Annotated in this window: 21 protein-coding genes; 10 read left to right on the forward strand and 11 right to left on the reverse strand. The window is 68.7% G+C overall.

Features of this window, described 5'->3' with window-relative positions; all coding sequences use genetic code 11:
- Positions 1-163: 163 nt before the first annotated feature.
- The 3 genes from DFO65_RS00185 (at position 164) to galE (ending at position 3,555) form a co-directional block, all read left to right on the forward strand.
- Complete coding sequence (locus DFO65_RS00185) at positions 164-1,639, forward strand: sensor histidine kinase (protein WP_181778553.1); 1,476 nt, start codon at positions 164-166, stop codon at positions 1,637-1,639.
- A 107-nt stretch (positions 1,640-1,746) separates the two neighbouring features.
- Positions 1,747-2,385, forward strand: a complete 639-nt coding sequence (locus tag DFO65_RS00190; RefSeq protein WP_245940394.1) for a response regulator — start codon at positions 1,747-1,749, stop codon at positions 2,383-2,385.
- 177 nt (positions 2,386-2,562) lie between these two features.
- Positions 2,563-3,555 (forward strand): UDP-glucose 4-epimerase GalE, encoded by a 993-nt coding sequence (gene galE / locus DFO65_RS00195; RefSeq protein ID WP_113902412.1) that lies wholly within the window; start codon positions 2,563-2,565, stop codon positions 3,553-3,555.
- 29 nt (positions 3,556-3,584) lie between these two features.
- Here galE and DFO65_RS00200 read toward each other — a convergent pair whose 3' ends face one another.
- On the reverse strand, positions 3,585-4,331 hold the full coding sequence (locus DFO65_RS00200; RefSeq protein WP_113902835.1) for a methyltransferase domain-containing protein: 747 nt from the start codon (positions 4,329-4,331) through the stop codon (positions 3,585-3,587).
- A 114-nt stretch (positions 4,332-4,445) separates the two neighbouring features.
- Between DFO65_RS00200 and DFO65_RS00205 the strand changes: the two genes are divergently transcribed.
- The 3 genes from DFO65_RS00205 to DFO65_RS00215 all read left to right on the forward strand — a co-directional run bounded on the left by DFO65_RS00205 (position 4,446) and on the right by DFO65_RS00215 (position 8,016).
- The gene (locus tag DFO65_RS00205) at positions 4,446-5,585 is read left to right on the forward strand and encodes an FAD-dependent oxidoreductase (RefSeq protein WP_113902836.1); all 1,140 of its coding nucleotides are present in this window, start codon (positions 4,446-4,448) and stop codon (positions 5,583-5,585) included.
- A 47-nt stretch (positions 5,586-5,632) separates the two neighbouring features.
- Positions 5,633-6,112, forward strand: a complete 480-nt coding sequence (locus DFO65_RS00210) for a GNAT family N-acetyltransferase (protein ID WP_113902837.1) — start codon at positions 5,633-5,635, stop codon at positions 6,110-6,112.
- Positions 6,113-6,252: 140 nt separating this feature from the next.
- The gene (locus DFO65_RS00215) at positions 6,253-8,016 is read left to right on the forward strand and encodes a formate--tetrahydrofolate ligase (protein ID WP_113902413.1); all 1,764 of its coding nucleotides are present in this window, start codon (positions 6,253-6,255) and stop codon (positions 8,014-8,016) included.
- Positions 8,017-8,121: 105 nt separating this feature from the next.
- On the opposite strand, the gene ykgO is transcribed toward DFO65_RS00215, so the two are convergent.
- Positions 8,122-8,244, reverse strand: coding sequence for a type B 50S ribosomal protein L36 (gene ykgO / locus DFO65_RS00220; RefSeq protein ID WP_113902414.1), 123 nt, complete (start codon positions 8,242-8,244; stop codon positions 8,122-8,124).
- A gap of 66 nt (positions 8,245-8,310) precedes the next feature.
- Between ykgO and DFO65_RS16995 the strand changes: the two genes are divergently transcribed.
- A complete protein-coding gene (locus DFO65_RS16995; RefSeq protein ID WP_181778554.1) occupies positions 8,311-8,940 on the forward strand; it encodes a hypothetical protein in 630 nt (209 codons plus the stop codon).
- Entirely contained in the window at positions 8,921-9,364 is a 444-nt protein-coding gene (locus DFO65_RS00225; RefSeq protein WP_181778555.1) for a CobW C-terminal domain-containing protein, read from the forward strand. The genes DFO65_RS16995 and DFO65_RS00225 overlap by 20 nt, the downstream gene beginning before the upstream one ends.
- A gap of 42 nt (positions 9,365-9,406) precedes the next feature.
- Here the strand turns inward: DFO65_RS00225 and DFO65_RS00230 are convergent, their stop codons facing one another.
- The 5 genes from DFO65_RS00230 to DFO65_RS00250 all read right to left on the reverse strand — a co-directional run bounded on the left by DFO65_RS00230 (position 9,407) and on the right by DFO65_RS00250 (position 14,821).
- On the reverse strand, positions 9,407-9,829 hold the full coding sequence (locus DFO65_RS00230) for a Fur family transcriptional regulator (protein ID WP_181778556.1): 423 nt from the start codon (positions 9,827-9,829) through the stop codon (positions 9,407-9,409).
- Between the two features lie 136 nt (positions 9,830-9,965).
- Complete coding sequence (locus DFO65_RS00235; protein WP_113902417.1) at positions 9,966-11,798, reverse strand: ABC transporter permease subunit; 1,833 nt, start codon at positions 11,796-11,798, stop codon at positions 9,966-9,968.
- Positions 11,785-13,305: an ABC transporter substrate-binding protein gene (locus DFO65_RS00240; protein WP_245940428.1), complete on the reverse strand. Its 1,521-nt coding sequence runs from the start codon at positions 13,303-13,305 to the stop codon at positions 11,785-11,787. The genes DFO65_RS00235 and DFO65_RS00240 overlap by 14 nt, the downstream gene beginning before the upstream one ends.
- Before the next feature lie 113 nt (positions 13,306-13,418).
- Positions 13,419-14,096 carry an ATP-binding cassette domain-containing protein gene (locus DFO65_RS00245; RefSeq protein ID WP_113902418.1) on the reverse strand — a complete coding sequence of 226 codons (678 nt, stop codon included), beginning with the start codon at positions 14,094-14,096 and terminating at the stop codon, positions 13,419-13,421.
- The gene (locus DFO65_RS00250; protein WP_181778557.1) at positions 14,093-14,821 is read right to left on the reverse strand and encodes an ATP-binding cassette domain-containing protein; all 729 of its coding nucleotides are present in this window, start codon (positions 14,819-14,821) and stop codon (positions 14,093-14,095) included. The genes DFO65_RS00245 and DFO65_RS00250 overlap by 4 nt, the downstream gene beginning before the upstream one ends.
- Before the next feature lie 77 nt (positions 14,822-14,898).
- On the opposite strand from DFO65_RS00250, the gene DFO65_RS00255 reads away from it, so the two are divergent.
- On the forward strand, positions 14,899-16,146 hold the full coding sequence (locus DFO65_RS00255) for a CobW family GTP-binding protein (RefSeq protein WP_113902420.1): 1,248 nt from the start codon (positions 14,899-14,901) through the stop codon (positions 16,144-16,146).
- A gap of 86 nt (positions 16,147-16,232) precedes the next feature.
- Here the strand turns inward: DFO65_RS00255 and DFO65_RS00260 are convergent, their stop codons facing one another.
- The 4 genes from DFO65_RS00260 to DFO65_RS00275 all read right to left on the reverse strand — a co-directional run bounded on the left by DFO65_RS00260 (position 16,233) and on the right by DFO65_RS00275 (position 19,708).
- Complete coding sequence (locus DFO65_RS00260) at positions 16,233-17,015, reverse strand: NAD(P)-binding domain-containing protein (protein ID WP_113902421.1); 783 nt, start codon at positions 17,013-17,015, stop codon at positions 16,233-16,235.
- Positions 17,016-17,164: 149 nt separating this feature from the next.
- Positions 17,165-18,001, reverse strand: coding sequence for a MetQ/NlpA family ABC transporter substrate-binding protein (locus DFO65_RS00265; RefSeq protein WP_113902422.1), 837 nt, complete (start codon positions 17,999-18,001; stop codon positions 17,165-17,167).
- 64 nt (positions 18,002-18,065) lie between these two features.
- A complete protein-coding gene (locus DFO65_RS00270) occupies positions 18,066-18,740 on the reverse strand; it encodes a methionine ABC transporter permease (RefSeq protein ID WP_113902423.1) in 675 nt (224 codons plus the stop codon).
- Positions 18,737-19,708 (reverse strand): methionine ABC transporter ATP-binding protein, encoded by a 972-nt coding sequence (locus DFO65_RS00275; protein WP_113902424.1) that lies wholly within the window; start codon positions 19,706-19,708, stop codon positions 18,737-18,739. Before DFO65_RS00275 ends, DFO65_RS00270 begins: the two co-directional genes overlap by 4 nt.
- A 306-nt stretch (positions 19,709-20,014) precedes the next feature.
- On the opposite strand from DFO65_RS00275, the gene DFO65_RS00280 reads away from it, so the two are divergent.
- Positions 20,015-21,250, forward strand: a complete 1,236-nt coding sequence (locus tag DFO65_RS00280) for a metallophosphoesterase family protein (protein WP_245940395.1) — start codon at positions 20,015-20,017, stop codon at positions 21,248-21,250.
- The last annotated feature ends 189 nt before the right edge of the window (positions 21,251-21,439 follow it).

Genomic DNA, 21,439 nt, shown 5'->3' on the forward strand with positions numbered 1-21,439 from the left:
TAGGAATCGTGGGTCCGGCGCGAACCGGTCCGGAGGCAGTCACTCCATCCGCCCTTCGTCGGTGAGATCCGAGCATGCGACCCTGACTTTCGTCAGTGCCGTCATGTCCGCGCCCGTTGGTAGCATTCGAATCGAGAGGCGCTCCCGAGAGGCGGAACGGCAGATGAGGCGACATGAGTGGTGGCAACCGGCCGGCCTCGTCGCATGTGCGGTGATCGTCCCGCTGCTCGTCGGCGGACCCTGGGCCGTCCTCCTCGCCCTCCTCGTCGTCCCCGCCTTCCTCATCGGGCGTCGCAGCCCTGACCTGCGCCCGGCACTCATCGCCGTCGGCACCGCGCTGCTCATCCAGCTTCTCGTCGCGTGGGTGCGGGAACCGGGATCGGTCCTCTCCGAGTGGATCGGCTATCTGCTTCACGACTTCGTGGTGATCCTCCTGCCCTGGTGGATCGGGAGGACGCTGCAGTTGAGGGAGCTGCGCCGCTCGAAGGAGGAGGCGATCATCGCCAATCTCGCACGAACCCGCGAGCGGGCCCGCATCGCCGAGGACATGCACGACGTGCTCGGCCACGATCTCGCCCTCATCGCGCTGCACAGCGGAGCACTCGAACTCCTGCCCGACGCCGGCGAGGACCAGCGCCGCGCCGCGGCCCAGATCAGACAGCGAGCGGTCGCCGCCACCGACAGGCTCCACGAGATCCTCGGCGTGCTGAGAGCCGAGGACTCGTGCGCCGAGGTGGAGATCGGGCAGCGCCGCAGCCCTGAAGGCGTCGGGCTCGAGACGATCGTCAACCGCGCCCGCGAGTCCGGGATGGACGTCACGATCGCCGCCACCGATCCAGCTCCCCCCGAGGCGAGCGCGGGTCCCACCTGCACTGGTCGCACCCCGGCCGGTCCCGCTTCCACTCCTCCCACTCCCGCCGAGGCGACCGCGCGGGCGATCGAACGCGTCGTCCAGGAGGCGCTGACGAACGCGGCCAGACACGCCCCCGGCGCGCCGGTCCTGGTCGCCCTGCACACGACCGAGGACGAAACCCGCCTCACGGTGACCAACGGCCCACCTGATTCCTCGGGGAAGACCGCCCCTCCGCGGAGCCACGGGACGGGTCTCATTGCGGCGCAGGAGAGGGTTCGGATGCTCGGCGGAACACTGACGGCCGGGCCCCACCTCGGAGGTTTTCGGGTCGAAGCGCGGATTCCGTCGAGTCCCGGTCGGCCGCCCCCTGTGGGGCAGGTCGACCCGGAGGCGGAGCAGAGGCTGAGAGTCCTCCGCCGGAGCGTGCGGACCAGTCTGCGCCGGACTGCTCTCGTGCCGGGCGTCTGCGCAGCTCTGCTCCTCGGCGCCTTCGCCGTGTTCCACGTCCTCACCTTCACCAGCGTCGCCCTGCCGTCGAAGGACTTCGCACAGATCGACATCGGGCAGGACCGTTCACAGGTGACAGACCTTCTGCCCGCGTCCCATATCCCCGCTGACCGGCTCCCCGACACGATCGAGGTGCCGGCCGAACCGAAGTCGAGTGAGTGCCGGTTCTACCTCGCACGGGATTCACTCGCCGATCTCGGCAGCGACATCTACCGCATCTGCACGGCTGACGGCATCATCACCGTCGCCGACCGTTTGACCCCAGGAGGGCAAGGATGACGCCGACCGATCCTTCGCCGCGGCCCGACTCTTCGCCGCGGCCCGATCCGTGCCTTCAGTCAGACCCGAGTCTCGATTCGGACCCGAGCCTCTCCTCGACGGTCACGGTGGTCATCGTCGATGACGAGACTCTCATCCGCAGTGGGGTGCGGGCGATCCTCGCCACCGATCCGGGCATCGAGGTGGTCGGTGAAGCCGGCGACGGACACGAGGCGGTCGAGGTGATCAGGGCGATGCGTCCGGCGGTGGTGCTGCTCGACATCAGGATGCCGCGGCTGAACGGGCTCGACGCGATCCCGGAGATCCTCCGCCAGCTGCCGACGACGAAGATCGTCATCCTCACCACCTTCGGTGAGGATGCCTATATCGCCGAGGCGCTCGAACGGGGCGCCAGCGGATTCCTGCTCAAGGCCTCGGATCCCAGAGAGCTGCGCGATGCCGTCCACGCGGTCGCCGGAGGAGCGGCGTACCTCTCGCCGCGTGTGGCGCACCGAGTGATCGACCGGTTGCGTGCGGGACCGCGCCCCGACGCCGAGGCGCAGAGTCGTGTCGAACCCCTGTCCCCTCGAGAGCGCGAGGTGCTCGCTCTCATCGGAGCGGGATGCTCGAACGCCGAGGTGGCTGCTCGCCTCTTCCTCACCGAGGGCACGGTCAAGGGTTATGTCAGCTCGATCCTGACCAAGCTCGAGGCGGAGAACCGAGTGCAGGCGGCGATCCTCGCGCATCGCGCCGGTCTCGTCGCATGATCCTGAACCGTCCGGCACGTGTCCTTCGACCAGGGCTCGACGGCGATGGTCGCCGAGGAGAACGGGGTCGCGCACCTCGGCGCGGTTCGGCGCGGAACCGCGACACGCTCCTCGGCGCGGGGCAGGCGTTAAGCTGGGGCAGATCGTGGCGCAGAGACGAGGGAATGGAGACCACACATGACGGTTCTGGTGACGGGCGGAGCGGGCTACATCGGCTCACACGTGGTGAGACTGCTGGTCGACCGCGGCGATGACGTGCTCGTCGTCGACGACTTCTCGACCGGGATCGAGAGCCGGGTCGAGGGGCTTCCCGTCGTCAGCATCGACCTTGCCGCCGCCGACGCCGAGGACCGCCTCGTCACCGCGATCGAGGAGCACTCCGTCGACTCGATCATCCACTTCGCCGCGAAGAAGCAGGTCGGAGAATCCGTCGAGCAGCCGCTCATGTACTACCGGCAGAACATCGGCGGGCTGATGAACATCCTCGCCGCCGTCGACCGGACGGGCGTCGAATCGCTCGTGTTCTCCTCATCGGCGGCGACCTACGGGATGCCCGACGTCGAGATGGTCGCCGAAGACCTCGACTGCCGACCGATCAACCCCTACGGACAGACGAAGCTCATCGGGGAGTGGATGATCGACAACGCGATCACCTCGGCGACCATGCGCGGCACCCGGTTCAACGCCGTCAAGCTGCGCTATTTCAATGTCGCCGGAGCCGGCTGGCCCGAGCTCGCCGACACCGCGGTGATGAACCTCATCCCAATCGTCCTCGAGCGTGTGGCCGCGGGCAAGTCACCCATCATCTTCGGCGACGACTACGACACTCCGGACGGCACGTGCATCCGCGACTACGTCCACGTCAAGGACCTCGCCGAGGCACATATCGCCTCCCTCGACTACATGAAGTCGGGGCAGCCCGCCGAGACCGTGTTCAACGTGGGCACCGGCAGGGGAGCCTCCGTGAAGGAGGTCATCGACGCCATCGCCGAGGCGACCGGACGGGAGATCGTCCCCGTCATGGGCGAGCGTCGCGCCGGGGACCCGCCGGTGCTCGTCGCAGACGCCTCCCGCATCGCCGCGCAGCTGAGCTGGAAGGCGGAGTTCGGCCTCGACGAGATCGTCCGCAGCGCCGTCGAAGCCGCGGGCATGGCGCGCACGGCGAACTGACGGTCCGACAGCGGCGACGGAGGACCGGCTCACCGGCGAGCGACGATCAGGTGGCGCGTGGAATGCGCGATGAACGGCTCTCCTCGCCGCATCTGCTCGTCCAGCTCCGTCAGCCGGGGCAGGTGCTCCTCGACGGAGAAGCCGGGCACCCACCAGGGGCATTTGCGCAGGATCCACACGACGGCACCCACATCGAAGAACTCCATGCGGCACCGGGCCGTGCGCAGCTCCTCGACGACGAGCCCGTGCTCCTCAGCCTCCCGCGCTTCGATCTCGGGGCGGCGGGCGAGGCGGTTCTCCGGTTGCGGGCCGAGGAAGAACTCGATGAGTTCGAACGCCGATGCCGGCCCCACGTGCTGAGCGAAGTAGTGTCCTCCCGGGGTCAGGAGTCGAGAGATCTCCGCCCACCGCGGCACCACGGGATGGCGAGAGGTGACGAGCTCGAACGTCGCATCGGGAAGCGGCAGCGGGTCCTCATCCGCGTCGATCACCCGCACCCCGCGCGGCTCGAGGCTCGCTCTGGCCCGCGCGGCATTGGGAGGGAAGGTCTCGGTGACGACCATCGTGGGCGGCAGCGTCGGGACTCCCGCGATGACCTCGCCCTCGCCGGTGTCGAGGTCCACCGCAGATGCCACCGCGGCCAGCCGCCTGGCAAGCTGTTCGGAGTACCTCCACGGTGGGCGCTCCTCGACGGCGCGGCCCTCGAGCCAGCCGAAGCCCCAACCGGTGACGTCGGCCGCCTGCGCCTCGGCGACCAATTCGGAGAACGGCCTCATCATCTCCCTCATCGACAGCGGGACGGTTCCACCGCACTGTCGCACAGCCGCGGCTCCTGTTCAAACCGCAGCGGTATGCGACGGTGAGCGGCCGACTTGGGCACAATGGTCCTCATGCGTGAATACATCGTCATCGGTGCCGGGCTCGCCGGAGCCGCCACCGCATGGGAGCTGGCCTCCCGAGGTGAGCAGGTCACCGTCCTCGAGAGGAGCACCCCGGCCAATGACGCCGGCAGCTCGCACGGCTCGGCCCGGATACTGCGCTACGCCTACCCCGATCCCCTCTACACCAGGCTGCTCGTGCGCGCCAGGCGCCGCTGGGACGAACTCGAGGAAGCCGGAGGACACCGGCTCATCACCCCGACCGGCTCGCTCGACCACGGCTCCCTCCGGGACGTCACCGAGCTCGCCGCGATCCTCGACGCCGCGGGAATGGAGAACGAGGTGCTCTCGGCCGAGGACGCCCGGTCCCGCTGGCCGCAGTTCGCCTTCGACACCGAGGTGCTCTGGCATCCGGACGCCGGTGTCCTCGACGCCCAGACCACGGTCGAGACGATGGTCGGGCTCGCGGAGGCCACCGGTCACGCCCGGGTGCTCACCGACTGGACCGTCGCAGGCGTCGACCGCCGCAGCGGTGGAGGGTTCACCGTTCGATCCGCCACCGGCGAGACCGTCGACGGAGATGCAGTCGTGGTCGCCGCCGGTGGCTGGCTGCCGAGCCTGCTCGCCGACCTGTCCCTGCCGGCGGGCTTCATCGAGTCCTTCCCGAGGCTCGAGGTCCGTCAGGAACAGGCGTTCCACCTGCCGTACCGCGAGGAGCTCGCCGCCGGCCAGGACTGGCCGACGTCGATTCACATCTCCCCGGAGATCGTCGCCTACAGCCTGCCCGGTGGCCGCGACGCCGGCTTCCGCGGACAGAAGCTCGCCGAATTCAACGGCGGACCGGTCATCGGATCCGCACTCGATCAGGACGGGCGGATCAGACCGGAGATGCGTGAACGGATGACCGCCTACGCGAAGCGGTACCTGCCGGGAGTGGTCCCCGAACCGTACGCCGAGACCACCTGCCTGTTCACCAACACCGCCACGGAGGACTTCGTCATCGACGAGGCCGAGGGAATCGTCGTCGTCTCCGCATGCTCCGGTCACGGCGCGAAGTTCGCCCCGCTGCTGGGCGAACTCGCCGCCGACCTCGCAACCGGCACGGGCTCCGTTCCTGAGCAGTTCCGTGTGGCCGCACACCGCGGGAGGTGATCCTGGCGGTGATCGTCGGAGATACTGGTGCCATGACCGATCCTGCCCTGACCGATCCGTCCGCGATCACGCTCGCCACGGTCGAGGACGCGGAGACCGTCACCCGCCTGCAGATCGACTTCGACGAGGAGTTCGACGCTCCGACTCCTCCCTTCGATGTCCTCCTGCGGCGCTTCCGCCGACTGCTCGCGCATCCGGATGCCTTCGTCCTGCTCGCCGGCCCGCCCGCCGACCCTGCCGGCCATGCCGTCGTCACGCTTCGTCCGACGATCTACTGCGATGGTCCGCTCGCCGTCCTCGACGAGCTGTACGTGGTGCCGACCCTCCGAGACCGAGGGCTGGGCACCCGACTGCTGCGACGGGCGATCGACGAGGTGCTCGCCCGAGGAGGCGGCGAGATGCACATCAACGTCGACGAGGTCGACACCGACACCCGCCGGTTCTACGAGCGCCACGGATTCGTCACGGTCGAACCCGGGACCGACTACCGCATGCTCTGCTACATCCGGGAGCTCGAGGACTCCTGAACCCGTCCGTACGATGCGGCCGCGGGACCCACCTCGGCGCACGAACCATTTCGTTGCGCGTAGGGCAACTCGATGCGCATGACGCAAATTCATTCCGTGGTCTGCGCCACAAAACCGTGACCGCGGGGCATGATGGCACTATGAATGTTGATCTGGAAATCGCCCTCGCCGCAGAACTCGATCCCATCGTCGACGTCGCCGCCGAACTGGGACTGGACCCGCAGGAGATCATCCCCTACGGGTGGACGAAGGCGAAGGTCCCGATCGAGGTCCTCGACTCCGCGGCCTCGACTGCCCCGGACGGCCGGCTCATCCTCGTCACCGCGATGAGCCCCACTCCCGCAGGCGAGGGGAAGACGACGACGAGCATCGGACTGGCCGACGGCCTCAACGACCTGGCACGGGAGCGTCCGGAGGTGGGCAAGGCGGTCCTCGCACTGCGTGAGCCGAGCATGGGTCCCGTGTTCGGCATGAAGGGCGGAGCCGCGGGCGGCGGCCACGCGCAGGTGGTTCCCATGGAGGACATCAACCTCCACTTCACCGGCGACTTCGCGGCGATCGCGGCCGCGAACAACCTGGCCGTGACGATGCTCGACAATCACATCCACCACGGCAACGCCCTCGACGTCGACGTGCGCCGGATCCACGTCCGCCGCGTCGTCGACCTCAACGATCGCGCCTTGCGCAATGTCACGGTCGGCCTCGGCGGCATCAACGGCGGCGTGCCCCGGGAGGACCACTTCGACATCGTCGTCGCCAGCGAGGTGATGGCCGTGTTCTGCCTGTCCACCTCGGTGGCCGACCTCAAGGAGCGCCTCGGCCGGATCGTGCTCGCCCACAGTCGCTCGCGCGAACCGATCACCGTCGCCGACATCAGTGCGGCCGGCGCGATGACCGCGCTGCTGCGCAATGCGCTCTCGCCCAACCTCGTCCAGAGCCTCGAGCATTCACCGGCGTTCATCCACGGCGGCCCGTTCGCCAACATCGCCCACGGATGCAACAGCCTGCTGGCGACGAGGGCGGCGATGACCCTGGGCGATTGGGCCATCACCGAGGCGGGCTTCGGCGCCGATCTCGGGGCCGAGAAGTTCCTCGACATCAAGTGCCGGACCGCCGGGATCTGGCCCTCGGCCGTCGTGGTCGTCGCGACGCTCCGGGCGCTCAAGTACCACGGCGGCGTCGAGGTCGCCGATGTCGAGACCCCCGATGTCGAGGCCGTCCTGGGAGGGATGAGCAACCTCGAGCACCACTGCAGGAACCTGCTCGACATCTACGGACTGACTCCCGTCGTCTGCTTCAATCGGTTCCCGAGCGACACGGACGAGGAGATGGACGCGGCCATCGAGCACCTGCGCGACCAGGGCATCTCCGCCGTCGAGTCGACGCACTGGGCCGACGGCGGCAAGGGTGCGCGGGCGCTCGCCGAGGCCGTCGTCGAGGCCGCCGGCGGGGCCGGTGAGGAGACGAACGTCAGCGGGAACACCGGCGAGAGCGCCGACGAGGGTGAGAGCGCCGACGGGGGTGGGCCGCGACAGCGGTTCAGCTACGAGCTCGACCAGCCGCTCGAGGACAAAATCCGGACGGTGGCACAGAGGATCTACGGTGCCGCCGACATCGACCTGCCGGCCGACGTCAGACGCAAGCTCAAGCAGTTCACCGACGAGGGGTACGGCGACGCGCCCATCTGCGTCGCGAAGACGCAGTACTCCCTGAGCACGGATCCGAAGCTGCGCGGAGCGCCGAAGGGTCACACGATCGTCGTGCGCGATGTGCGCCTGTCCGCCGGCGCCGGGTTCGTCGTCGTCATCGCCGGAGACATCATGACGATGCCCGGGCTCCCCAAGGAGCCCTCCGCGTTCAGGATCGACGTCGACGAGAACGGCAACATCACGGGCCTGTTCTGAGCCGAGTGTCTCTGAGCCGCGAGTCGCCGGCGTCGACGCCGATCGAGGGCGGCGCAGACGCCGCTCCCGCGGGGCCGGCCCTGCGTCCGTGCTGCGCCGGGGACGTCAGCCCTGCCGTGCCTTGAACCGAGGGTTCTTCTTGTTGATGACGTAGACCCTTCCACGCCTGCTGACGACTTGAGAACCGGGCAGCTTCTTCAGCGAACGCAACGAGCGACGAACCTTCATTTTCCCTCCTTGATGAGAATGAGTATCATTAGATTGGATAGTATCGGTTCCGCCGAAAGGATGCCAATGCCACGGAAGGCAGCACTCGATGTGATCGCAGTGACGGGAGTCTGCGCTGCAGAACGGCGCGGCTACGCGATCCGGTTGGCGAAGGAGAGAGGCTTCATCTTCGTTCCGGCGGAACAGGCGGGGCAGGGTGTCGAAGCGGTGGATCGTCTGATCGGCCTGGTCAGGAGCGCCTTCAACCCTCCGGGAATGCTCCTCGAGTATCCGGCCGAGGTGACGGCGGCGGAGATCGTGGGAGCACTGACCACATCGGGGGCGAGGTTGCTGGAGATGGTGTGCGTACTTGACGTCGGCCATCTGCTCGAGGACCTGGACTCCGACCTGCTCATCTCCCGGAGCGACTCCGTCGACAGTGACGGTGTGGAGCGTCCGCGTCGGTCAGAGGTGCTGGTGTCCCAGATCGAGCTCTCCTCCACCGTGGTGCTCGTCAACTCCGGATCGCTGTCCCCGGGCGAAGGGGAGCGGATGACCGCTCTCGTCAGTCATCTCGCCCCGAACGCGCACCTGTTCCGCAGCGAGAATCCCGGGGCTGTTCAGCAGCGAGAATCCCGGGGCTGTTCAGCAGGCGGTCCATCGGCCCCTCGTCCCGGAACCACCGAGCGCGGGCTGGGTGGCGCTCCTCAACGGTGAGTTCTCCCCGCAGTTCCATGCTCCGGGAATCACCGCGTGCAGGTACGAGCAGTGTCGCCCGTTTCATCCGGGGAGGCTGTGGCAGGCCTTGACTGAACTGATGTCAAGCCACGCCCGCGAGAGAGTGCTGCGGTCGGCAGGGTTCGCCCGGCTCGCGACACGACCGTCGATCACCGCACTGTGGAATCAGGTGGGGAGGACGTTCTCGCTCACCGCGTTGGCGGATGATCAGGAGTTCTCCGTCCAGGATGAGCTCCTCGCATTCGGTCAGGACCTGGCATTCTTCGGCATCGGACTGCAGCAGTCGACTGTGTCGCGAGTGCTCGACGATGCGATTCTCAGCGACGAGGAGCTGCAGGCCGGGCCGATGGCATGGTCGACTTTCCCTGACCCGTTCCCCGAGTGGAACACCGTCGACAGGTGACCGCACGAGCGCGGTGCCGCTGCGCCCGCAGGGCGCCGGGGGTCAGCGCTCGCTGTCTCCCTCGCGTCTCGCCGAGCATTCGGCGCAGAGGCCGAAGATCTCGAAGACGTGCCGGGTTGCGGTGAAGCCGTTGGCCTGGGCGACGGTGCGGATCCAGTCCTCGGTCGGGGGATCCACCTCGACGGCTGTGCCGCACTCTTCGCACACGAGGTGATGATGGTGCTCGTCCTGCTCGCAGGCGCGGAAGAGCTGCTTCTCGGAGACGGTGATGGAGTCCGCCTGACCGGTTTCGCTCAGTGAGTTGAGCTGCCGGTACACGGTTGCCAGACCCACCGTGTGTCCTGCGGCGGCGAGCGTGCGGTGAAGCTCCTGCGCCGAGACGAAACGCGTCTCGGCGGCGAGTGCGGAGCGGATCAGCGACTTCTGTGCCGTGCTCCGGGTCTTCTTGGGCTCGCGAGCCGTCATTGTCCTCATGCCTCCGGACGTCGGTGGTGCCTGACTGTCCCTCCATATAAACATATGCGTGCGCATTCATGTGTCGCCGGGGCGCGGTCCCACGCCGTCTGGAGCCCGCGTGGGGCTGAGGTCTCCTCGGCAGGGCTCAGCCGTGCCCGACCCTCGTGCGGGACTCAGCCGTGCCTGATCCCGCGCGGGACCACGGGCGCCGCATCCACCTCGGGGGTCGGGTTCCCTGCAGGGAGGCGGCGGAGACGGCGATGATCGAGATGAGCACGAGCGCTGCGGCAGGACCGGCGGTCGCCCAGGGTCCGCGTTCGACGTAGTCGATGCCTTCGGCCAGCAGCAGACCCCATTCGGGAGTCGGCGGCTGCGCCCCGAGGCCGAGGAATCCCAGCGAGGCCAGCGCGAGCGCGACTCCGGGCAGCCGCAGCATGCTGTGGCGCAGCAGCGCCGGCAGCACCATGGGGATGATGTAGCGGATCTTCGCCTCGAGGGGGCCGACTCCGGACAGGGGAAGCCAGCGGATGTGGCCCACGGCCTTCGCCTCGTCGATGAGGGAGATCGCATGGGCGGCCAGCGGCGGCCACGTGACCCACAGGACCGCGGCCGCGGCACCGCCGACGGTCGGTCCGACGAGAGCGGCGACGACGACACCGGCGATGACCGGGGGAGTGGCATTGGCGATCTCGATCGGACCGCGGATGACATTCGGCAGGAAACCCAGCAGCAGGCCGACGGCGACGGCCGCGAGCACGATGAGGACCGCCGGGAGCAGGGTGCCGATGGCTCCGTGCGCGATCCGGGCGAGCAGGTCGCGACCGCTGGCGTCGGCACCCAGCGGGAGCATCGATGAGGGCGGAGCCAGGCGGGAATGGGCGATCGTGAACGGATCCCGCGGCAGTCCGAGGGTGAGGATCACGACGAGCAGACCGCAGCCGATCGTGAATGTCCACTGCGCCAGACGATCGCCGTGCGGGCGCTCCGGCGGAGCCGTGATGGCACCGGGCGGCAGCGGCCCACCGAGCAGCCACAGGCGGATGAGTCCCGAGAGCACGCCGACGGCGACCGCGGCCAGCGCCATCACGAGGACACCGGCCTGCAGAGCGGGCAGGTCCTGGGCATTCGCGGCGCCGAGGAGGTACCTGCCGAGCCCGGGGATCGCGAAGACCTGCTCGACGGCGACCGCACCACCGAGCAGTCCGATGAGGATCAGTCCCGCCTGGTCGACGATCGCGGCCAGTGCCCGCCGGAACAGCGCCGCGAGCAGGACGGTTCCCTTCACCCCGGCCAGTCGCCAGACCCGCACCCACGACTCCTGAGCGGCGCCGGCCAGAGCGTCGCCGAGCAGGCGCCCGAACAGCCCTCCCGCGGGGATGCCCAAGGCGCACGCGGGAAGCACCGCGGTCGCCGGCCCCGACCACCCGTAGGGCGGGAACCACTGCAGATGGACGGCGAAGATCACGAGGAACCCGCTGGCCAGGAGGAACTCCGGAAACGCGGTGAGCGCCACGCCCACGGGCCCGCTGCCGCGCACCGGGCGATCCTTGATCACGGCGACGAGCACCGGGGCGACCAGGCAGATCGACACGATCGCAGCGACCGCGAATGCGAAGGCCATGAGAGTCGCGGACACGCCGATCACCTCGGCGACGCCGGGCGCGATGGCCCCGCCCGAGACCCAGGACTCGCCGAGGTCACCCTGCAGCACCCGCGACCACCAGCGAAGACTGGTCGGGACGGGCCCTCCGTCGAGGCCGAGCTCGCGGCGCACGCTCTCGATCGCCTCGGGGGTGGGGTCGAGCTCCGAGTACCGTGCCCGCAGCACGGACAGGGCGGGATCGCGCTGGGACAGCCAGGGCAGCGCCCCGACCATCCCGAGCAGCAGCGCCCCCGAGATCACCCTGGACAGGAGAGGGATCAGGGCGACCCGTCGCGGTGCTTCAGCCGTCCCCGAGGTCGGCTCACGGCGCGACATGAGTCGCACCGGTGACGAGGAGGCGTTCGCGGGGGTCGCGGACGGCGTCCTCGACGCCCTCGGTCTCGCCCTGGATCACCCGTTCGTGGAGCAGGGGGATCGCGGCATCGCCGGCGAGGATCGTCGCCTCGGCGTCCATGGTCAGTCTCCGGCGCTCATCGCCCTGCTCGGCCTGAGCGGCGGCGGCGATGGCGTCGTCGATCCCGGTGTCGCACAGCTGCGGCAGGTTGAACCCGCCCTCGCAGGTGAAGTCCGAGGCGAAGTAGGCGACGGGATCGCCGGAGTCGAGGATCGTCGCCCTCGAGAGCATGAAGCTGTCGAACTTCCCCTCGAGCGCATCACCCTCGATGTACTGGTATTCGCGCACATCCTGTTCGACGACGAATCCGGCTGCCTCGAGCTGCTGTTCGAGGAGAACGGCGACCTCGGGAAGCTCGGCCCGGTCGGTGAAGGTGCCGAGAGTGATCTTCACTCCATCGACCTGCGCCGGCTGAGCGCGCCGGGACACGATGTCCTTGTACTCCTGGGAATTGCGCAGCTCGGCGGCCCAGGGCAGGGCGGGGCCGAGGAATCCCGCGGCCTCATCGGCCCTGCCCTCGTAGGCGGTGGCGATGATCTCGGCACGGTCGATGGCCTCGCGGGCCGCGGCGCGCACAGCAGGATCCGTGAAGGGTCCCTTCTCGTTGTTGAGGTAGAGGGTGTTGGTCCGGGGCATGGGCACCTCGGTGAGGAGCTTCTCGTCGATGGAGCTCGCCTGGCCGGCGGGGATCGCCTCGACGATGTCCGCCTCACCCGTGCGCAGGGCCGCGGCCCGGGCGGTGCCGTCGGGGACGAAGTCGACGTCGATGCCCGCGGCCCGCGCCTTCTCACCCCAGTAGCCCTCGAACCGGTCGAGCGTGGCACTCGTGGTGCCGTCGACCTTCGTCAGCTCGAACGGCCCGGTCCCGGTGCCCACCGGGTCGACGGTGCCGCCTGCGTAGGCGTTGGGGGAGAGGATCGACAGCTGCGGGCTGGACAGCCGGTTGGGCAGCAGCGGATCGGGCTCGGCCGTGGTCATCTCCACCGTGTCTCCCTTCGCCTCGACCGTGAGCTTCACCCCGTCGAGGATCCGGGGAACCGGGGTGGAGTCGATGGCGGTCTGGATGGAGGCGGCGGCCGCCTCGGCGGTCAGCTCCTCACCGTCGTGGAATGTCACTCCGGGACGGATGGTGAAGGTCCACGTGCGGTCGTCTGTTCTCGTCCACTCCGTGGCCAGCCCGGGCTGCGGATCGCCGAGGTCGTCGAGGACGACGAGCGTCTCCGCCGTCGACCAGCGGGAGAGCTTGAAGGCGTCGTCGCTCATCGGGGACAGGCCCGAGCGGGGCGGCTGCATGTGGGCCACGGAGATCCTGTCCGTGCCGGTCCCGCCGGAGGGCTCGGCGAAGCAGCCGCTGAGCCCGAGGCCGAGGACTGCGGTCGCGGCGAGGGCGGCGGTGAGCCGTCCGGTCCTGCGCATGGTGGTGGGCATGGTGGTCACTTTCTCTTCGTACGATGTGGCGGTCGTCGATCGCCGGTCCACGTGGACGGTGGAAGGGGAGGTTCAGGAGGCGGCGCATGAGTGCAGGCTGCGCGGAGGCATTGTCAGCCTGTGGTCACGAGCCGTCCCGCGGAGACGGTGAGGATGCGGTCGCAGCGCGCGGCCAGCGCGGTGTCGTGGGTGACGAGGAGGAGGGAGCGGTCCCCGGCCGAGGCGATGTCGAGGAGTGCGTCGGCGACTCCGCTCGCCGTATCGGCGTCGAGGGCGCTCGTCGGCTCGTCCGCGACGACCAGATCGGGTTCGAGCGCCAGCGCCCGGGCGATGGCCGCCCGCTGGCCCTGGCCGCCGGAGAGTTCACGGGGGGAGCGGTCGAGCAGCTCGCAGGGGATCCTCGCCCTCTCCGCCGCCGAGGCGATTCGCCGACGGTGGTCGCAGCCCGGGGACAGTCTGGTCAGCGTTCGCTCGATGGTCGTCGAGATCGGGGTGCGGGGAGGCAGGGCTGCAGCCGCGTCCTGGCCGACCCCTTGGACACGGTGGCGCAGTTCGGCCCGGGGTGAGCGGCGCGGAGCATTGAATACCTCGCCGAAGAGGAGGACATGGCCCCACCCGGGCCGCCGGAGGCCGAGCGCGATCTCGGCCAGGGTGGATTTGCCCGCCCCCGAGCGGCCCACGAGAGCCACGGACTCCCCGGCCTCGATGCGCAGATCCGTCGAGTGCAGCGCGACGGTCCCGGTGGACCGGTGCGCGTACCCGATCCCGGAGGCCTCGAGGAGAGCCGTCATGCCGGGACCGCCGTCGTCGGGAGCGCCTGACTGGGCGAGGCCGGCTTCGCGGAGGTGACGGGCGTCGAGGCGGGTGTCGCGGTCCAGGAGCTGAAGCCCTGGATCCGTCCTTGCGAGACATCGATCCGATCCGCTTCGAGTCTGCCGGGCACGACCGGATCATGGGTTGCGACGACCAGTGCGCTTCCCGCCTGCGCGGAGAGCCCGCGGAAGATCGCCAGGGTCTCGTCGCGGGTCTCGCCGTCCAGAGCGCTGGTGGGTTCGTCGGCGATGACGAGGGCGGGTGAGCCGAGGAATGCCAAGGCGATCGCCGCGCGCTGGGCCTGTCCGCCGGACAGCTCCGCCGGCCGACGGTCCATGAGGGACCCCGGGTCGAGACCGACGGACCGGAAGGCTCGGGCCACCTCGGCGGAATCCGCCCGCGAGACCAGGGACACCTGAGTGCCGATGGGGATGAGGGGGTGGAGGGCATCGGTTCCGCGCTGGGGCACGAAACCGATCCGTCCGAGAGCTGCCGAGGTGATGCGCGCCCCAGTCCTCATCAGGGTGCCGGGCAGCTGACCGGAGAGGGCCTGGAGGAGCATCGACTTCCCGGCCCCGGAGGGACCCATGATCACCGTGCGCGATCCTGGTGCGAGGGCCAGGTGCTCGACGGCGAACAGCACCATCGACTCACGACGGGTTCGGACGGTGAGGTCCGAGAGGGTGATCAGCGGCTCGGTCATGAGATAAAGATAATGACTATCAATACAGTCGACAAATAAGCGTCCGCTCATGCGTCGAGGCGATATCATCGACGTCGATGACCACTCCTGCCCCTCGACATCCCGCCGTTCCCGTCATCCTGCTCACCGGCTATCTGGGAGCCGGCAAGACCAGCCTGCTCAACCACCTGCTGCGGCATCCGGATTCGCGCATCGGGGTCGTCGTCAACGACTTCGGCGACCTCAACATCGACGCCGGACTCGTCGTCGGACAGGTGAATGAGCCGTTCTCGATCTCCGGCGGGTGCATCTGCTGCATCGACGACGACGGCTCCCTCGAGGACGCGCTCGTCGCGTTGGCGGATCCGAAGCTGCGCCTCGACGCCATCCTCGTCGAAGCCAGCGGATTCGCCGAGCCCCTCACCCTGGCGAGAATGGTCTCCCGACTGGGACGGCACCGGTTCCACCTCGGCGGAGTCGTCGACGTCGTCGACGCCCTCATGCATGCCGCGACGGTCGACGTCGAGCCGCTCCCGCCGGTCCGCTACGCGGCGACCACCCTCGTGGTCGTCAACAAGCTCGACCAGATCCCAGCCCCGGACCGCGATGGGCTCATCGAGTCGATCAGGCAGCGGGTTCATCAGCGCAATCCCCGAGTGCTCGTCGTCGGCACGGCGTTCGGGCGCATCGACCCGACCCTGATCCTCGACCCCGGTGCCGGGGACGGCGAGAAGGCGAACCCGGACGATGGAGAACCATGGCAGGCCGAGCTGCCGCTGCGGGAGCTGTTGCGCGAGGCCTATGCCGAGCGTGAGGAGAAGCTCCGCGCGGAGGCGCTCGGGACTGTCGCCGGCGTCGAGGACCAGCACGGAGACGGCGGAGGCCTCGGCCACCGGCACGCGCAGTCGGTGACCGTGACGGGATCCGGACCCGTCGACGCGCACGCCGTGATGGATTTCCTCGAGGATCTGCCGCCCGGCGTGTACCGGGTCAAGGGCGCCGTGACGGTCTGGGATCGAGGTCGGAGGAGGGCCTTCGGGGTGCAGGCGGTGGGCCCGAATGTCTATGTGTCGACCGCCGTGCCGACACTCCGGGTGCCCGGTGGCTCGGACCGGCGTGGGGAGTGCGACCTGTCCGGCGCTGCGGGACCGGGAGAATGGGACAGCGCCCTTGTCGTCATCGGACAGTCGTTCCACGCCGATGACGTTCGATCGCGACTGGAACGGGCACTCGATCCTCAGATGCCCGCTTGTGCTGGCACGGACTCCCCGGGAGACGGCGAGTCGGTTCGCGAGGGATTGAGCGCGGTCGAGCGATTCCTCCACTATGTCCGGCTGCACGCCTGAACCGACGGCGGGTGCCTGAATCTGCACGGCATGCCCGACTCTGCGCAGAGCACTGGAATCCGACGATCCTGACGCGACCGTCCACCTCACCCGCTCGTCGACGATCCCGTCACTCGCTCGTGGACGTGGTCGAGCGCGCGGGCGAGCCGGGCGCGGTTGTCCTCGTCCATCCACTCCGCGCGAAGCATCTCGTTGAGCCCGCCCGGGGTCTCGTGGGCGGGGATGAGGTCGGACAGCGAGGTGTTCGGATCCTCCAAGGCGGTGGCGAGGCCGCCGAACTCGCCGCGGACGAAGTGCTCGGCGTCGGCGCGGCTCCATCCCTGGGCCTCGAGCCAGTCCGCGATCCCCGTGAGGAACGCGAAGTGGGCCGACATCGTCGCGGTCGCCGCGGACAGGGTGCTGAACTGCGCTTCGTCGGCGGCGACGACGGTTCCGCCGAGCGAGTCGAAGATCTCCTCGGTGGCGGGGTGGGCCGGGAAGACCGCGGTGACGCCTCGGCGCTCCCGGACCGCCGGCAGCGGGATGACCCGCACGAGCGTGGGATCGTGGGGCAGGAGCGGGGTCAGCGCCTCGGTCGAGACACCCGCCACGGCGCTGACGACCGTGCGGTCGCCGGGGATGTCGAGGTCGGCCAGGACGGATCCGACCTGCCCGGGGAGCACGGAGAGGACGATCATCTCACTGCTCTCGACGACCTCCTGATTGCTCGCGCACACCTCGACGCGATCATGCGCCTCGGCGAGGCGGGCCGCTCGTTCGGCAGTGCGCGGGGAGAGGAAGAACCTGGGATGGTCGGGCCGGGCGCAGAGCCCGTCGACGCATGCCGAGGCGATCTCGCCGACTCCGATGATTCCGATGCTGCTCGTCATGGAACGCATTCTGCCAGACGGGACGAGCGGACGGTCCGAGCCGAACCCACGATGGGATCCGGTTCGAGCCGTCCGCTCGGGCTGATCGACGCCGAGGCCGGAGAACTTCCTCCCCTCTGCCTCGGTGTCCGCTCAGGACGTGGGAGGGATCAGAACGAGGGGAGGACCGATCCGTCGGACCACTTCTCCTCGATGAACTGCTTCACCTCGGGGGTGTGGAGGAGTTCGTCGAGCTTCTTGATGTTCTCGTCGTCCTTGTTCTCCGTGCGGGAGGCGAGGAAGTTGCCGTACGGGTTGTCCTCCGCCGACTCGATGAGGATGCCGTCCTTGGCCGGGCTGAGTCCGGCCTCGAGGGCGTTGTTGCCGTTGATGACCGAGGCGTCGACGTCCTCGAGGGTCCGGGCCAGCTGAGCGGCGTCGGCTTCGATGAACTCGAGCTTCTTCGGGTTGTCCTTGACGTCGGAGAGCTTCGCGCTGACGGCGTCGACACCTTCGGCCAGGGTGATGAGCTCGGCCTCTTCGAGCATCTTCAGCGCCCGGCCCTGGTTGGCGGGGTCGTTGTTGATGCCGATCTTCGCGCCCTCGGGCAGTTCGCCCACGTCCTTGACGGTGTTCGAGAACAGCGCGAAGGGCTCGAGGTTGATCGGGGCGAACGCGGTGATCTCGTACCCCTGGCCCTCGACCTCGGAGTCGAGGTAGGGCTTGTGCTGGAAGTAGTTGGCGTCGATGTCGCCGTCGACGAGGGCCTTGTTGGGCAGGGTGTAGTCCGTGTACTCGACGACCTCGATGTCGAGGCCCGCCTCGGCGGCGAGGTTCTCGTCGACGAAGCGGAGGATGTCGCCCTGGGGGACGGGAGTGGCGCCGACCTTGAGCGTGACGACGTCGCCGTCCTTCTGGCCGACTTCGCCGCTGCCGCCGCCCATGAGGCCGCAGCCCGAAAGCAGCAGCGCCGTGGCGGCGGTCAATGCGATGAGCTTGGTTTTCATGTTTCTCCTTGAGCTGTGTCTCTTGGGTCAGTGGAAGCTGATGGTCGAATCGCCGGAGCCGGGCTCAGCGATGGTCGACGAGGCGGGCGAGCCGGTCGCCGAGGAACTGGATGAGGGCGACGATGACGACGAGGACGATGATGCACGCGATCATCGTGTCCGACTGGTAGCGCTGATAGCCGTAGGAGATCGCCAGCGCGCCCAGACCGCCTCCGCCGACGGCACCGGCCATGGCCGTGTAGGACACCAGGGTCACCGAGGTGACGGTCGCGGCACCGATGAGACCGGGCAGCGCCTCGGGGACGTAGACCTGGCGGATGACCTGGCCGTTCGAGGCCCCCATCATCAGGGCGGCCTCGACCTTGCCCTCCGAGACCTCGCGCAGGGAGTTCTCGACGAGACGCGCATAGAAGGGAATCGCCCCGACCGTCAGAGACACGACGGTCGCCTGCCAGCCCAGCGCGGTGCCGACCATGAACCGGGCGAACGGGATGAGGGCGATGATGAGGATGATGAACGGGATCGAGCGCGTGATGTCGACGATGAGCGAGAGCACGCGGTAGACGACCGGGTTGGACTTGAGCCCGCCCTTCGAACTCGTGAACAGCCAGATCCCCAGCGGCAGGCCGAGCAGGATGGCGAGTCCCGTCGACCACGCGGTCATCAGCAGCGTGTCGATGGTGGCGGGCAGCATCTCCTGCGTGATCGCCGGGTTGTCGAACCACATCGGATCATTCACTTGAGAGCCACCTCCGCATAGATGCCGTCTGCTTCCAGGGCAGTGATGAGTTCCTCCGACTTCTCGGCGCTGGGCACGGTGAAGCGGATCCGCCCGATCTGGCGGCCTTCGATGGTCTCCACGGCACCGGCGAGGATCGAATCGGCGCTCACGCCCACGGACGCGGCGCTGTCGAGCACCCGCGGCAAGTCGGACCCGGCCAGCGAGACCTCGACGATGACGGTGTCGCCCTCGTCGAGACCGACCGGGGGAAGGGGAACGAGGTCCTTGGCCAGGGAGGATCCCGGCTCGGAGATCACCTCGGCGAGCTTCCCGGTCTTCGCGACCCGCCCGCCGGCGAGCAGGGTGACCGAGTCGCAGATCTCCCGGACCACGGCCATCTCGTGGGTGATGATGAGGACGGTGATGCCGAGGCGATCGCGCAGCGAGCGGATGAGACCGAGGATCTGATCCGTGGTCACCGCGTCGAGCGCCGAGGTGGGCTCGTCGCAGAGCAGCACCTTGGGTTCGGCGGCGAGTGCGCGGGCGATGCCGACGCGCTGCCGCTGTCCGCCCGAGAGCTGGGAGGGGTAGTTGTCGACACGGTCGCCGAGGCCGACGAACTCGAGGAGCTCACGGGCCTTGGTCCGGCGCTCGGCCTTGGAGACCCCGGCGATCTGCAGGGGGTGGGCGACATTGTCGAGCGCCGTGCGCGAATCGAGCAGATTCACGTGCTGGAAGACCATGCCGATGCTGCGCCGGGCCTGCCGCATCTGAGCGCCGGCGCGGTCGGAGAGGTCGACGCCGTCGATGGCGACCGTTCCGGAGGTCGGCTGGTCGAGGCCGGTGAGACAGCGGATGAGGGTGGACTTGCCCGCGCCGGAGCGGCCGACGATGCCGTGGATCTCTCCGGAGGGCACCGACAGGTCGATCTCCTCCAGGGCAACGGTGTCTCCGAACACCTTTCTCAAGCCGCGCAGTTCGATCACAGGCGTCTCCTCGGTGGTTTCTGGGGGTTCATGCGCGGGCCGCTTCGATTCGCATCCGGGCCGGCGGGCGCACGAGTCAACGGTTCAGCATGACAAAGCCACCGGGATCCGCCGGTCGCCGATGACACACAATGACACAAAACCCGTGAAAAGTGACCAAGCCCTCACGCCGGATCCGGCGGGTCATCTCCCGTTGCCCACCGGTTCAGTTTCCCGACACGACGGGCCCCTAGGTTCCCCACGTGGGGCAACCGCACGTGACCAGCGCGGATGCCGAACCAACAGCAGAGAACCGAGAGGACGACGGTGACGAACGACAGCAGCCACAACGACGGCGACCGGACGACGGGACCGGCGCCATGGAACCGGCGCGGAGTGCTCCAGGCGGCGGGTGCCTCGGCGCTCGGAGCAGGACTGGCGACGCTCGGCGGTGGATCCGCCTTCGCCGCGGGCGGGAACCGAGGCAGGGGCAAAGGCAGCGGCGAAGACGGAGTGATCCGGCGCGCGCTGAAGTTCCCCGCGGACGGGCGCCTGCGCATCGTCCAGTTCAACGACACCCAGGACTCCCACCGCACCGACACCCGCACGACCGAACTGCAGAACGCCGTCCTCGACGAGGTCGAGCCGCACTTCGTCGTCATCAACGGCGACGTCATCGACGGAGGGCCCACGACTGTCGAGCAGATGAAGCAGGCGATCAACAATGTCGTCCTGCCCATGGAGGAGCGGACGATCCCCTGGGCCCTGACCTTCGGCAACCACGACGAGGACAGCACCGGGAAGACCGGCTTCGACGAGGCCGACATGATCGCCTTCATCTCCCAGTACAAGCACAACCTCAACACCCTTGGCGCCAAGGTGACCGGCTCCTCCAATCAGGTGCTGACCGTGAGCGCCTCGAGCGGGAAGTCCGACGCCTTCGCGATCTGGCTGCTCGACTCCGGGCGCTACGCTCCCGAGCAGATCGCCGGTCAGGAAATCAAGGGCTACCCGCACTGGGACTGGCTGCGCTTCGATCAGGTCGAGTGGTACGCCCGGACCTCCCGCGAGCTCGAGAAGCGGCGCGGCTCCCTCGTTCCGGGCCTCGTCTTCCAGCACATCGCCCTGCACGAGCACCGAGCGATGTGGTTCGACAGCATCGACTCCCGCACCGACGCCGACCACCGGCGCGGCACGGACAAGCACTCGATCGTCGGCGAACGCAACGAGGACGAGTGCCCGGGACCCTTCAACTCCGGCATGTTCACCGCGATGCTCCACCGCGGTGACATCCGGGGCCTCTTCGTCGGCCATGACCACATCAACAGCTACACCGGCAACTACTTCGGCATCGAGCTCGGGTACTCACCGGGCACGGGCTTCGCCCCGTACGGGCTGCCGGGAGCCGACAAGCACCGGCTGCGCGGAGCACGGGTGTTCACCGTCGACGAAGGCGCGGGCACGTTCACCTCGGAGCTGAGGCTCGCCCGCGACTACGGCATCGACATGGATCCCGCCGCGAAGCCCGGTGAGCCCGCGCAGTTCCCCGACTACGTCAAGTAGGGCAGCGCCTGAACTGTTCACCCCCTCGCCGAGGTGGCGGCCGGTTCGCGGCCGCCACCTCGGAGGGATGCCTGGCTCGGGCGAGTGCGCCGGCTCACCTCGGAGAGGCGATGGCCGGGCGGCTCGGCCGGCCCACCTCGGCGGGCACGGGTGAAGGAATCGTGAACTCTGAACGAAGGACAGCGGGCG

It is taken from the genome of Brevibacterium sanguinis (genome assembly GCF_003315415.1).
Classification (GTDB): Bacteria; Actinomycetota; Actinomycetes; order Actinomycetales; family Brevibacteriaceae; genus Brevibacterium; species Brevibacterium celere_A.